General features: G+C 45.6%; 8 protein-coding genes. All 8 read left to right on the forward strand.

The annotated features are described in order from the left end of the window. The first annotated feature begins 21 nt into the window (after window positions 1-21). The 8 genes from BUA17_RS06275 (at window position 22) to BUA17_RS06310 (ending at window position 13,801) form a co-directional block, all read left to right on the forward strand. On the forward strand, window positions 22-1,173 hold the full coding sequence (locus tag BUA17_RS06275; protein WP_072733503.1) for a VWA domain-containing protein: 1,152 nt from the start codon (window positions 22-24) through the stop codon (window positions 1,171-1,173). A 48-nt stretch (window positions 1,174-1,221) separates the two neighbouring features. Then, window positions 1,222-4,737, forward strand: a complete 3,516-nt coding sequence (locus BUA17_RS06280; RefSeq protein WP_072732953.1) for a DUF4132 domain-containing protein — start codon at window positions 1,222-1,224, stop codon at window positions 4,735-4,737. Between the two features lie 4 nt (window positions 4,738-4,741). Continuing rightward, a complete protein-coding gene (locus BUA17_RS06285) occupies window positions 4,742-6,472 on the forward strand; it encodes a hypothetical protein (protein WP_072732954.1) in 1,731 nt (576 codons plus the stop codon). After that, entirely contained in the window at window positions 6,459-6,737 is a 279-nt protein-coding gene (locus BUA17_RS06290; RefSeq protein WP_139295615.1) for a hypothetical protein, read from the forward strand. Before BUA17_RS06285 ends, BUA17_RS06290 begins: the two co-directional genes overlap by 14 nt. 180 nt (window positions 6,738-6,917) lie before the next feature. Then, window positions 6,918-9,428 (forward strand): WG repeat-containing protein, encoded by a 2,511-nt coding sequence (locus tag BUA17_RS06295; protein WP_072732956.1) that lies wholly within the window; start codon window positions 6,918-6,920, stop codon window positions 9,426-9,428. A gap of 64 nt (window positions 9,429-9,492) precedes the next feature. After that, complete coding sequence (locus BUA17_RS06300; RefSeq protein ID WP_072732957.1) at window positions 9,493-9,966, forward strand: hypothetical protein; 474 nt, start codon at window positions 9,493-9,495, stop codon at window positions 9,964-9,966. A gap of 290 nt (window positions 9,967-10,256) precedes the next feature. Next, window positions 10,257-12,056, forward strand: a complete 1,800-nt coding sequence (locus tag BUA17_RS06305; protein WP_072732958.1) for an ABC transporter ATP-binding protein — start codon at window positions 10,257-10,259, stop codon at window positions 12,054-12,056. After that, window positions 12,053-13,801 carry an ABC transporter ATP-binding protein gene (locus BUA17_RS06310; protein WP_072732959.1) on the forward strand — a complete coding sequence of 583 codons (1,749 nt, stop codon included), beginning with the start codon at window positions 12,053-12,055 and terminating at the stop codon, window positions 13,799-13,801. Before BUA17_RS06305 ends, BUA17_RS06310 begins: the two co-directional genes overlap by 4 nt. Window positions 13,802-13,823: the final 22 nt, after the last annotated feature.

Genomic DNA, 13,823 nt, shown 5'->3' on the forward strand with positions numbered 1-13,823 from the left:
GAGCTCAATACTACCAAGGAAATGGTGAAAGACAATGCAGAGCTGAACCGGGCAGAGACCTTAAACCGTTGGCGCCTTATTCTAGGTAAATCCTCCGAAGAAGGACTGTCCAATGCAGATGACTACTCCCCTGATGATTTTAAATATACCGAAGTCGATGAGATTCTCGGATATCTGTATAATCGCGAATATGGTGAAGAGCAGGGTTACAGAAAAGGAGGAGGAAGGGGCCCCTCGGATCTAACCGTTCCCAAATGGTTGCATAAGGTCAGGGAACTGTTCCCGAAATCAACGGTAGAAATTCTGGAGAAACAGGCGCTTGACCGTTATGGCCTAACGGAATTGTTAACGGACAAAAAGCTGCTGGAATCCCTCGAACCCAATATGAACCTACTCAAGAACATTATGCAATTTAAAGGACGAATGAAAGGCGACGTATTAAAGAGCGCCAAGGAAATCGTACGAGTCGTGGTTGAAGATCTGCGACGCAAACTGGAATCTCAGACCAGAGCAAGCATTATGGGGAAACGCAGCCGTTATGCATCCAGTTCGGTGCGTTCCTTGCGCAATTTGAATTTCAAGCAGACGATTACCAAGAACTTGAAGAACTATGATAAAAACAATCGAAGATTTGTAATTGATCGTCTATATTTTGACGGGAATATCCAGTCTCACAACAAGTGGGACATCATCATTGGTGTGGATGAGAGCGGAAGCATGTTGGATTCAGTGATATACAGTTCGGTGATGGCCAGCATTTTCTATCGCCTGAATGCACTGCGAACGAAATTGTTCATTTTTGACACACAGGTTGTCGATTTGAGTGACAGGCTGGAAGATCCGGTAGATGTGCTTATGAATGTGCAGCTTGGCGGGGGAACGCATATTACGAAGGCACTCCGTTATGGTGAAACGTTAATCGAAAATCCTGGGAAAACGATATACATTCTCGTTAGTGATTTAGAGGAAGGTTACCCGATCCAGCACATGTATAAAGCATGTAAGGATATTCTGGATACGGGCTGCAAATTGCTTGTGCTGACCGCACTCGATTTTAACGGAGATACCGTGTACAACAAACATGCTGCGCAGACGTTATCCAATATGGGTGCACATGTAGCTGCGATTACGCCCAATGAATTGGCAGACTGGATTGGCGAAATTATTACTTAATGGTTATATACAAGATCATTTATAAACTTATTCAAGGAGGAATGTGTAATGTTAACCGCAGACCGTGCAGTAGAAGCTTTGGTGGAGAAGTTTGCAGAGGTGTGTTCCAATGAATATTCGTTGAAAACGGACCGGAGTTCGGAAATCATTGATTATGTGATGGGAACGACGGATAAGTTTCCTGATATGATGGGAGGTTCCAGCCATTATGCGTACCAGACGATAGAAGTACTCATGAAAATTGCCAAAAAAGATGACGGACACATCTTTTTTCGAGCGGGAGCCATTGTAATTCATATGGAATCCAATTATTCCAGAAGAAATTCGTGGAGAACCGATGGTTTTACGCTCTGCCTTGGAAACGACTCGGAAGCTTATGGACTGAGTGGAAAGAGCAAAACCAATGATCGGATGGGCGGTTTGCTGTCCCGTTTGGAGAAAATCAATCGCTATGCTGGAGAGAAGGAAATTTTGGATGAATTAAAGAGCAGACTGAAGGGGAATTTGCATGATGTAATCAATGGAATGATACTCCTTCGACTCTATTCAGATCTCAATGATAGCCCTTCTCATCTTGCCCAGGTACAACAGTTCACTCAATCTCTGCCTGCATTATTTCAACACGTGATGACCCATGATACAAGTAAGCTGCGGAACGAATTGCGTACATTGATTGAGCCACTGGTGGTTTGCAATTTTCAAACAAAACATAACAAATCTGCATATGAATTAAATGATGAATTTCTCCGGGAGAAGCATAATCGGGTTATAGCTGAGAACTATTCGAATACTTCTCTTTCCAAAAAGGAGCAACTATCTTACAGTGAGTTCGACAAGACGATGATCCTTTTGAGCAATGCTTTGTTATATTTGGTTAACATCAGTGGCGGCAAACAACGTTTCCTTGAAAACAATAGTGAGACCGGTCTTATTTTGCTCGAAGCCATAAACCAATTACATGAGATCTATCCACTTGAAGTTCGGCGCTATTTGTTAAGTATGGATACAAGAACGAAAAATGCCAACGAATTGCTGTCAGGGCTGGTGCCCCTGGACGAGCCATATCAGCTCATCGAAATGTTGCGTAATGAACTCGAATCGTACACCATACCATGGCAATTTCTGCAATCAACGATTGTGAATGATCCGCAACAAGCGATTCGTGCATACCACATATTAAAACCCCCATTCCTTAAATTGTGTATTCAAAAAGTGCTGGAGGACCATGGAATCGCAGTGCCAGATGTGGATGAAACGGTTGAACAAGCCGTGTTTAGTGCGCTTCGACATCCATTAGATGGAGGCAGACAGGGAATTGCGATTGCACGATATTTGAACGGTGAAAGCTCCTTTGAAGAATACTGGGAAGATCCGAATAGTCGAGGACTGTTTAATAACCTGAATCGTGACAAAAGGCGTGTTCACAACTTGATCAGCATTAGTTTCCTGCCTTTGAATTCGGAGGCGATGCGTCGGTTCGTGATTCTAACCACGTATCCCGAGTGGACACTGGATATTGTTTCTGATATGTATCAATCTTACGCGTTTAGCGGTGAGAAGCTGTTGGAACTTTACGGCCAAGATCCAGAGGTAAAACAAGAGAAATTGCTGTCCAGTCTGATTTCTCTCAACGGTATGACCGATTATAAGTACAAATCGATGCCTCAGGATGAATATCGCCGGATCATTCAGCAAAATCTGGACTTTGCTCTGGGACAGTACAAGAAACTGCCCACGGACACGCGCATCTTAATTTTGGAAATCACCTTTGAACAACGTCACGACCTATCGACTAAACAGGTAGCTGAAGCGATTCGTGCCGGATTGCAGGATACATCCAAAAAGGCAAATGGAGTGGCGTTATCTGAATTCAATCGGATTCCTGACCAGGAGTTATATACGGCAATATACCGTTCGGAGAAAAAAACGGGTGTGAAAGAAATGGCTCTGAGCGCTATCCGCAGTTTGGATCGTAGCAAGGATATATATCTTGAGCTTCTGAAGGTTGAGAAGTCTGCCGAATGGAAGAACCTGATTCAAATTCTGCTGGATACCGCGGATCAAAGTCCAGAGTATGCTCATGCGGCGCTTGCAGATCAGGCAGATGCCAAAAAGCTGACCAGACTAAGCTGGTTGTCCTTGAACGATCTTCCTTCTCTGATACGTTCAGAGGACAATCAACCATTAGATGATAGAATCAAGCAATATATCTTGGTGCAATCAATAGATCATACATCTGCGCCGAACGAAAGACTGAATGAACTACGTGAGTATGTAAGCGAGGACTCGCTCGCAAGGTTTGCGAGCGAGCTGCTACAGTTGTGGATACAGGAGAGTGCTTCTGCGAAGGAGAAGTGGGTAATGTACCTCTCGGCACTCTTTGGCGATACTCAAATTGTGAATATATTGGCTCCCCAAATTAAGGAATGGACAGAAAACAGCCGAGGCGCCATTGCAGCTGATGCTGTAAAAGTACTGGCCTATCTTAAGGAGCCTTCTGCTCTTATGGCGATTGACAAGATTAAACGCACTGTGAAGAACCGCCAGGTTAAGGGTGCGGCTGAAGAAGCGTTGCAGCTGGCAGCAGAAAATTTGGGACTCACCTCGGAACAACTGGAAGATCGACTCGTCACCACACTTGGTTTTGATAAGAATGGAACGATGCAGCTGAGCTACGGGGAGCGTTCATTCCTGATTAAAGTGAATGGAGATCTGCAAGTCGTTGTTGTAAATGAAGAAACGGGTAAATCTGTGAAGAGTCTACCTGCTCCTGCACAGAAAGACGATGCTGAACTTGCAGCACAATCTAAGGCGCGTTTCACACAATTGAAGAAGGATCTCAAAACAATGGTTAACATCCAGGCGCAACGTCTGGAAGAATCTTTGTCTAAACAACGTCTGTGGTCTGCTGAGGAGTGGGCAGCATTGTTTGTACAGAATGTAATTATGCGGAAATTTGCTGTAGGTCTGATATGGGGCACATATGAAGATGGTCAGTTGGTCACCACGTTCCGTTATATGGAGGATGGCACGTTTAATACCGTCGATGAGGATGAATACGAGCTGCCTTCGGGATCTCTAGTGGGATTGATTCATCCACTCGAACTGGACCAATCTACGCTCGAAGGATGGAAAACGCAGCTGGAGGATTATGAGATCAAGCAGCCGTTTGAGCAGCTGAATCGTCAAATTCATGTGCCTGAGGATGAAGACAAAAACAAGGTTGAATATGACCGCTTGCCGGAGTCTGATTTCTCTCCTACCGCATTCCCCAAAGCACTGGAGAAATACGGATGGATCAAAGGTCCAGCGCAGGATGGCGGCTGGTATCATGAATTTTACAAAGAGTATGGAGATCTTATCGCAGAACTGCGCTTCAGTGGTACCAGCATTTCATATTATGAAGGATTGGAAGATATCACGCTGGAATCTCTGCACTTCTTTAAACCTGGCAGTCAGAAACACTATTATTATAGCGATCACAAGTCCATTGCTTTGGGTGAAATTGCAGGTCGTGTGTTCAGTGAGACGATCTATGATATTTTAAGAGCGTCAGGACGTTGATCACGTGAGTGGATTTGAACAGAAATTCCGGATATTTTCGAAGCTGTGTACAGAGGATTATTTGATTCGACATGCCAACAAAGGGTTGTACAAACGGTCTCTGAAAGAGTTGGATAATGGCGTGACTGTGCAATACACTTGGAACAAAGCCTCTGTGGGTTGTCAGTTGAGTGATGGTACACATTGTACACTTGAAAATACGCTGGATCATTGGGAGTGCTCCTGTCCGGCAGACAACATTTGCAAACATATACTGATTTCAATTTTATATTATCAACAGGAACATCAGATAGAAGATACATTCAATCAGGGTGAAGCATCGTCATCAGCAGAGTTGGAACCTGAGTCTGGTCTGGTAACGGAGTCCCGCTTCCGCTGGATGGTGGAATCGGATCTTGCTCCTTTGATTAAGTCGTATAGCTCTTCCTTAATTGAGGAGGTTCTGTTCCGATTAAGATATCCGGAGCAGATTGAAGTATTGGAAGATACTCTTCTAACGGTGCGTCTAGTGAAACAAGAAATAGAGGTTTCGTTTACAGAAGAAGCTAGTCTGGCTAAGGCCCTGTGCAAAGTAAAACAAACTGCCGGCAATATGGCCAAGCTTGAAGCATTATTACGGTATCGGATGCAACAAGGTTTGAATGATACGGAAGCCATAAGTGGAAGAGTCCATGATGCCACGTTTTCACTTCAAACGGTGCGGGAATGTCGTTCCATGCTGACAGGTCTGCTAAAGACGGGACTTGCTCGTCTACCACAATCGTATATGGCTCAATTGGAGACACTGGCGATTGCGGCCCATAGTGGTCATCTTCCTGACGTTGAGCGGAGTTTACGCGGGATTCAGGGGGAACTGCAATTGTTTTTTAACCGACACGTACGGTTTTCCATGCAATCGATGCTTGATCGGGTAAGCAAGTTGTATCTTGCATTACAGGTGCTTGAACAAGAGAAGGTATCTGCATTCAAACAAAGTCAGCTCATTGGCAGTTTCCGAAGTAAATACTATACGGTTCCAGAGCTGCATCTGTATGGATTGGGTGCTGATGCATGGGAGACACGCTCCGGTTACCGTGGAATCACTTATTATTTCTATTGCTTTGATGATGCGGAGATCTATACGTACAGCGATGTGCGGGCGGTGTACTATGAAGATAATCAGTTCTCATATACAGAGCATTATGGTTCCTTCACTCCATGGCTGCCCAATCTGACTTTTCGTCAATTTGCCGGGGAAGAGGTGCAGTTTCGCTCGGTCAAAGCAAATGAAGAGCATAGACTCTCCTCCGGGGAAGGTGCAAAACTTACGTTACTGCCCCGAACAGGAGTTGAAGAGGTGAATCTGGGCAAGTACATGCAAGATATACCCTCCGTACTCGCTGAGGATGCACGCTCATTTGAGTTGTTTTCCGTTCCGAAAGAACGACTGGCGATGATCAAGGTTGCCCGGATTGTAGAGCATCGCTTCGATAAGCAATCACAGGACTTTATTCTAACGATGGAGAGTGACCATGGGGAGACGTTGGATCTGACTCTTCCTTATTCAACGGAATGGGAGACCATGATCAAAAGGTTGGAGTCGGGTTATGGAACAGGAACACTCGAAAACTTTTATGCTTTCGTGCGTATAGAGCAACAACGGATATACCCGATCAGCTTCCTGAAGGGTCCAATAGTGATCAGTCTGAAACTGGATACGGGTTATGGAAGGACGGGGAGAATTGGAAGACTATAGTCAGTTGATGCAGAAGATCAGCAGCTGGTCAGAAGAGCTGTTGCTTCGAGGGTTATCCCAATTCACACTGAAAGATATTGAAGTATTGGAACAGCTAATCGTGAAGACCTCGAGGTTCCAAATGACTTTCCTTCGTGAAATATTGGAACACATGATCGAAGAGGGACGAAAAACCGCTTTGGGGAGCGGCGATGAGGAGCTTATGTTGCTTCATTATTGCCGCCTCACACAGTATGTACAGCTCAGCACTCAGGAATCATCCTGAACGGATTTACACATAAAGAATTGCAGAAGCATGAGCCTCTGCAATTCTTTTTATTTCATTTGAGTAAATTAGGTTTTTGAACCTCCAAAGTTAACGGTTATATTCGCTCAGATGTCATATCCCCGCTTATGATGCATACCCATACCATTAGGCGAATGCTGTCTTAAGGAGGAAACAGGCATGTCCATGAGCGAACCTCTGTTAACGCAAATTGTCAATCAACATATCCCGGCTGACGCGACTGTCGTCACCATTGATAAACCGGTCAAACATCCGGCCATTTATGCTTCAGATTTAACCGGAGACGGAATGCCGGAGATTGCTGCTGTATATGAGCAGGGCGGAGAATTAATGCTGCTTGTTCTGAAATTTTACCAGGGTCACTGGATCAAGATGTCTTTGACCAAAGGCCTGGGTTATGGTGTTACCTTGCTGACAGCGGCATCTGTGACATCCACGGCGCGGAACAATCTCATTGTTGGCTGGCAGGTCGGTGCGATCTGGTCGAAGCTTGCTGTATACGATTGGACAGAATCAGGACTGACAGATCAGGCGCCAGAAGATTTGTATTACAGCCATGCGGAAATCATCGATATGCCGGGTCACCACGGCAGAGATGGCAAAGTAGAGATTGCACTCTGGATTCATGATACAGGTGAAGCTTATCGGGTCGAGATCATCCGCTGGCAGAATGGTAAATGGGTTCCCGCAACAGATGTATATCCGTATTACTTTCCTAAGGTAGTAAAGTATTACGAACAATTGGCAGAACAACATCCAGATTATATTTTCTATTGGTATTATCTTGCGGACGCTCAGTATAAAGCCGGATTATTTCCTGCTGCACTCGTTTCGGTCCAAAAAGCGCTAAGTTTCAGTGACCCCTACCCTTCACGGGAAGTTCTGCTTGAGCTGGAAAAGAAGATTAGGCAAGCCATAGGCACAGAGGTTCCGCGTGAAACGACGTGGTTATTTCCGATATCAGTTAGAACAACAACTGGAACCCGGTGGGGTTATATGGACGCCCAAGGTCGTATTCGTCTTGAACCGATACTTGACGATGCCCAAGACTTTCAACGAAATGGCCTGGCTGTCGTCGTAAAAGACGGGAAGACTGGCATCATCAATCTTAACGGGCAATTTGTCGTTCGACCTGTATACGATTCCATTAATCCTTTTTCAGAAGGTCGGGCCATTGTCATTGATTCCCAAGGGTTCAAGATGATTGATGAACAAGGCGCCGTATTGACCAAACGGGCATATCCGTTTATTGCCGATGTGAAGGACGGTCGAGCGCTATTTTACCTTTCAGACAGCAGTCAGGCAGGCGGGGAAGTCAGTCGTTACGGTTATTTGGACACCTCTGGAAATGAGGTCATTCGGGCTCAGTTCACTTCAGCGAACGATTTTCAGGATGGCAAGGCCGTTGTGCAGATCAAAGAAAATGAATATGCGTTAATTAACCGAAATGGTCAGCGGCTGGCGACGTATCCGTATGCCTACGTAGGACCTCTGGGTAACGGATTACTTCCTTTTCAGAAAGAGACATCGGGTAAATACGGTTATATCGACGAAAGTGGTCATATCCGAATTCAGCCGAGCTTCACTTCGGCATTTCCGTTCAGTGGTGGATACGCTATTGTGAATACAGCGGAGGATTACAACTACATCTATGGCGTTATTAACACACAGGGCACATTTACCATCCAACCCGCCTATAATGACATTCGAGATCTGGGAGAACATCGGCTAGCCCTGGGGCAAGCGATTGACCCCAAACAGTCTTTCTTAGGTTCGGTCTATGCAATTGCAGATGTCACTGGTAGAAAACTTTCCGATTTTGTATATACGGATGTATCGAATTACAAGGGAGGGCTGGCTTCAGTCACGAATGGAACACAAACGTTCTTTCTGGATCTAAATGGGCGACCTGCATTGGGATACCCCCGTGTTGAAGGCTCGGGCACACTTGAATTGGTAGCTCCCGATCTGATTAAGGCGTATGTGGACCAGCGCGTATCCTATGTAAACCGAAACGGGCAGATCATTTGGCGGCAAAATACAATCGTTCCTCTTCACCCGCCTTATCGTGTACGGGAAGAGAAATATAAGCCAAACCCCGATTACCTCGTGTATTATCCGCAGGTGGAAGGGTTAACCGATCAAGCCGTTCAGCTTGCAGTAAACGCCAAGTTAAAGGCACTTTCCCAAGTGAAGCCAATCCCCGCGGATCAGAAGCTGGATTACACGTATACAGGGGATTTTGATATTACGTTCTACCAACAGCAATTGCTTCAACTCAAACTTACGGGTTATAACTACCCGGCTGGTGCAGCACACGGCATGCCAACGATGATCTATGCGATCATTAATCTGAGCAGTGGTCAGATGTATGAACTCAAGGATTTGTTTAAACCGAACAGTGATTATGTGAAGGTACTTAGCAAAATCGTAGGAGATCAGATCAAGAATGATCCGCAGTACTCTTATGTTTTTCCGGACACGTATGAGGGAATCAGCCCGGATCAGCCTTTTTTTGTCACAGCGGATGCACTGCATCTATATTTTAGCCCTTATGAAATCGCTCCTTATGTCGCGGGATTTCCGACATTTACAATTCCTTTTACGCAGATCAAGGATATCATTAATACAGAGGGTTCATTCTGGAAAGCTTTTCACGAGCAGCCGTAACCAATCCATGTCACCCCGTAACCTAATGCCTACGAATGGTGTTTAGATAGGGGAGGGATTTGGATTGTTGCTGAATGCGGTTCAACGTTTTCTGGTTTTAGGGATTGAGTTTGTTATCGTGATGCTGAGTGCTGTGGTCGCACTTGAATTTCTGGAAGGGTTCAAAATTGGAACGAGCGAGTATTATGGTTTTCGGAATGCGGGTCACATATTTTTTCTACTGATTTTTATCACCTTTAGTCCATATGTATTCGCATTTTATACTGTAGTTGTAAGTCCAATTTCATGGCTTCTGCGTAAATATGTTCCTTTTGTTATTGCCAGGGTGTTTGTATATAGTGCTGGTTGCGGGTTATTAGGTTCATGGGTATTTGAGCAGATGTTCAGTGACTACATGATCGAGTCGTATTATCTGAACCGAGCGACTTCCATCTGGCTATTTGCTCTTGCGGGGGTGATTTACGCAATAGTAGAAAATAGGGTTTTGCAAAGGAATAAGGTGCGAGCAGAGAACATTGAAATTTCGAATAAAGTATGAGAACTATAAGGGTGGTTAGGATCTTTCAAAGAGATCAATTTTCTGCCCCGGATTATTCATAACGAAGTTAGCCAGTCTTCATCGGTAAGAGGCCATATGTTCCATATGGTCTTTTTATGTTTGCCTGAATTTTCATTTGAAATAAAACAGAATGATCCATTTATTATCCGTATAGAGGTATTTTTGCTCCGTATTGAGGTAGTAGCTAATCAATGGGCTGTGAGATATTAATTGGGCGTATATAACACTGCGCGATATTGAGAATGATTATTAATGTCAGGAGGAGCGGGATGAACACCACATCTGAAGTATCCGGTTTAATGGAAGTAACCAAAGAGCGGAAAGGTTTGCTGATTACAGCAAGTATCTTCTCGATTTTATCGAGTCTGCTGCAAATAGTTCCATTTATCGGAGTGTATAAAATCGTCGAAGAACTGTTAATCCATGCTCGGGAGCCATCTGGCCTGGACAGGGATTTGCTGATGTATTGGGGATTCGTCTCTTTTGGAGCGCTGATCGCCGGACTTATTGCGCTTTATATTGGAGGCATGTGCTCGCATATCGCTGCGTTCAATATCCTGTACCAGCTCAGAGTAAAGCTTGCCGACCATGTGGCAAAAGTGCCGATGGGGTATCACACTCGAACTGCGACAGGTGAGCTGAAAAAAATCATTGAAGTCAGCGTTGAGAAAATAGAGAAGTTTATAGCGCATCAGCTTCCCGATCTCGTAAGTGCGATTGTCATTCCACTGGTGCTGCTTTGCTATTTGTTCTGGCTAGATTACCGTATGGCACTGGTCTTGCTAGTTCCCATGATTATCGGGTTCTGGCTGCAAAGCAGAATCTTCCGAAATGAGCGGGGGCGTCAGGCATATCGTGATTTTCAGCATGCGATTGAAGAGATGAACTCAACAGGGGTTGAATACGTAAGAGGAATGCCGGCGGTAAAAGTATTCGGTATTACAGCGGACTCGTTTCTTACCTTTAAACAGGCAGTAACTCGTTATCGCGATATCTCGTTGAGAATAACCGATTTATGTAAAACGTCGTATGGCATGTTTTTCATCATCATAATTTCGCTGGTTACCTTTATTGTTCCGATCGGCATTTTACTTTCCAGCGGAAACGCAGGCAATCAGTCATTCGCGATCACCTTTATTCTATTTCTGATCATTACACCAAGTTTGTCCGCGCCACTCTTGAAGCTGATGTATCTGGGCAGTGGCATGCGTGAGATCGTGGAAGGTCAGAATCGAATCAAGGCTGTATTTGCCGAGTCGGTTGTACAGGAACCTCTCTCTCCGCAAGTGCCCGATACATATGAGGTGGTTTTTCGGCAGGTATCCTTTGCTTATGAACAAAAGGATAGCGAAGCGTTCAAACCTGTACTTCAAGAAGTTGATTTTGTAGCTAAAGCAGGAGAAATGACCGCATTGGTTGGACCTTCGGGTGGCGGAAAATCTACCATTGCCAATCTGCTTCTGCGTTTCTGGGACGTGCAGCAAGGCGAAATTACAATTGGCGGGGTTCCTATTCAGGAAATGGGGACAGAGAAGTTAATGGAGACGGTTTCGTTTGTATTCCAGGACGTACATCTGTTCTACGATACGATTGAGGAAAATATCCGCATGGGCAATACAGCTGCATCGCGGGATGATGTCATTGCTGCGGCTCGAACAGCTTGTTGTCATGAGTTTATTGAGAAGCTGGATGAGGGATATGACACCAAAATTGGAGAAGGCGGTACGTACCTGTCTGGCGGTGAAGCTCAACGGATTGCCATTGCGAGAGCTTTACTCAAGGATGCTCCCATTCTCGTATTGGATGAAGCGACAGCATATGCGGATGCAGAAAATGAACATAAGATCCAGCAAGGACTGGCCCAACTGGTTCAAGGGAAAACGGTCCTGATTATTGCTCATCGTCTAACAACGATTCGGTCAGCTGAACAGATCCTGGTCATTCGCCAGGGTACCATTGTTGAGCGAGGTACACATGATCAATTACGCGAGGCAGACGGTTTGTATGAGAAGATGTGGCAGGCTCATATTCATGCAGCTTCGTGGAAGCTTGGAGGTGCGAAGCAATGAGGAACTATTTATACAATATATCGGGTGGAAACCCCCGCAGTCTGCTTCCCTCCATCATAGCCGCCATTCTGGACGGGATTGCCAAGATCGTTCCGGCTGCGCTGCTCGTTGATATTTTCAATACGATATACAAATCCTTCGCTGAACCGGATAAAGGACTGGACATCCAGCGAATGTGGGTGGTGTGCTGCATTCTGTTTGCATGGCTGTTGGTGGAATATGCGGCTTACTCTTCTCTCTATGATAAAACTTATCGGGCAGCATACAGCCTCGCCGCAACGGGACGTTTGAAGCTGGCTGAACATATTCGTCATCTGTCATTGGGTTTCTTCGGCAAAAGGGACCCGGGAGATCTGACCAATCTGATTCTGAGTGATTATGGACAGGTAGAGCATACGATCTCTCACAATCTGTCACAGCTCATCAGCGCAATTGTGCTGCCGGTGTTGGCTTTTGCTGGACTGCTGTTTGTAGATTGGCGAATGGCAGTGGCGATGTTCATCGCTGTTCCACTGGGGGTGGCCTTGTTATGGATGACAGACTCCATTCAGGCTCGCTTAAGCGAGAATCATGTGAGAGCCAAGAACGAAGCGGCCAGTCGGCTGCAAGAGTATTTAACGGGGATTCGTGAGATCAAAGCCCACAATATGGGCGGAGAACGATTTGAACGACTGCGTCGTTCTTTTGACGAGTTGAAGTCGGCATCCATTCGGTTGGAAGGCATTATGGGTCCGATGATTATGGGCGCGATGTTGCTTGCGCGTTCCGGCATGACGTGGATGATTTTGGCGGGGAGTTATTTGCTTGCTGGCGAGGAATTGACATTGCCGATATTTCTGCTGTTTTTGCTAGTCGGTACCAAAGTGTTTGAACCTCTGACCGTTGCGCTGATGAGTTATGGCGAGATGCGGTACTCCGCATATAGTGCACGGCGCATTATGGAAGTGCAGCAGGAGGCGCCGATGACAGGAACAGGAAGCGTACAACCTAATCAGGCGATTTCGTTTGACCGCGTAACCTTTGGTTATGATGATGAGCTGCCTGTGCTGAAGAATTTGTCGTTTACCATCCCTCCGCACACCATTACTGCACTTGTAGGGCCTTCCGGCAGTGGTAAAAGTACGGTTACCCGTCTCATTGCGCGTTTCTGGGATGTGCAGTCTGGTTCCATTACCATTGGCGGGCAGTCGATTAACCGTATGGACCCGGAGAAACTGTTGGAGGATATTTCTGTTGTCTTCCAGGACGTGTATCTGTTCCAGGATACGATTGGTAACAACATACGTGTAGGGAAGAAAGAGGCTACCCAGGCAGAGATCGAAGAAGCAGCACGCCGGGCTTGCTGTCATGAGTTTATCGCAAGTCTGCCTCAAGGATATGACACGTTAGTGGGAGAAGGAGGCTCGACGTTATCTGGTGGGGAAAAACAGCGTATATCGATTGCACGTGCGTTGTTGAAAAATGCATCCATCGTATTGCTGGACGAAGCTACGGCATCACTTGATCCAGAAAATGAAGCCGCAGTTCAGCAAGCGATTAATGAGCTGGTCGCGAACAAAACGGTAATTCTAATCGCTCATCGTTTGAAAACGATCCAAAATGCGGATCAGATCCTTGTCCTGGATCAGGGCCAGCTTGTGGAACAAGGAACGCATGAGCAATTATTGCTAACATCAGGTATCTATTCGCGTCTGTGGCAATTACAGCATGATGCCGAGGGATGGCAAGTAAAAGTAAATGTGTAGAATTGGAGAGGAGAATAGTTCA

Source organism: Paenibacillus sp. ov031, assembly GCF_900143165.1.
Taxonomy (GTDB): Bacteria; Bacillota; Bacilli; order Paenibacillales; family Paenibacillaceae; genus Paenibacillus; species Paenibacillus marchantiae.

What these genes read in the sequence shown, in the direction of transcription:
- BUA17_RS06305 (WP_072732958.1), top strand. Translation starts at nt 10,257, where the DNA reads ATGAACACCACATCTGAAGTATCCGGTTTAATGGAAGTAACCAAAGAG.
- BUA17_RS06280 (WP_072732953.1), top strand. Translation starts at nt 1,222, where the DNA reads ATGTTAACCGCAGACCGTGCAGTAGAAGCTTTGGTGGAGAAGTTTGCA.
- BUA17_RS06295 (WP_072732956.1), top strand. Translation starts at nt 6,918, where the DNA reads ATGTCCATGAGCGAACCTCTGTTAACGCAAATTGTCAATCAACATATC.
- BUA17_RS06310 (WP_072732959.1), top strand. Translation starts at nt 12,053, where the DNA reads ATGAGGAACTATTTATACAATATATCGGGTGGAAACCCCCGCAGTCTG.
- BUA17_RS06275 (WP_072733503.1), top strand. Translation starts at nt 22, where the DNA reads ATGGTGAAAGACAATGCAGAGCTGAACCGGGCAGAGACCTTAAACCGT.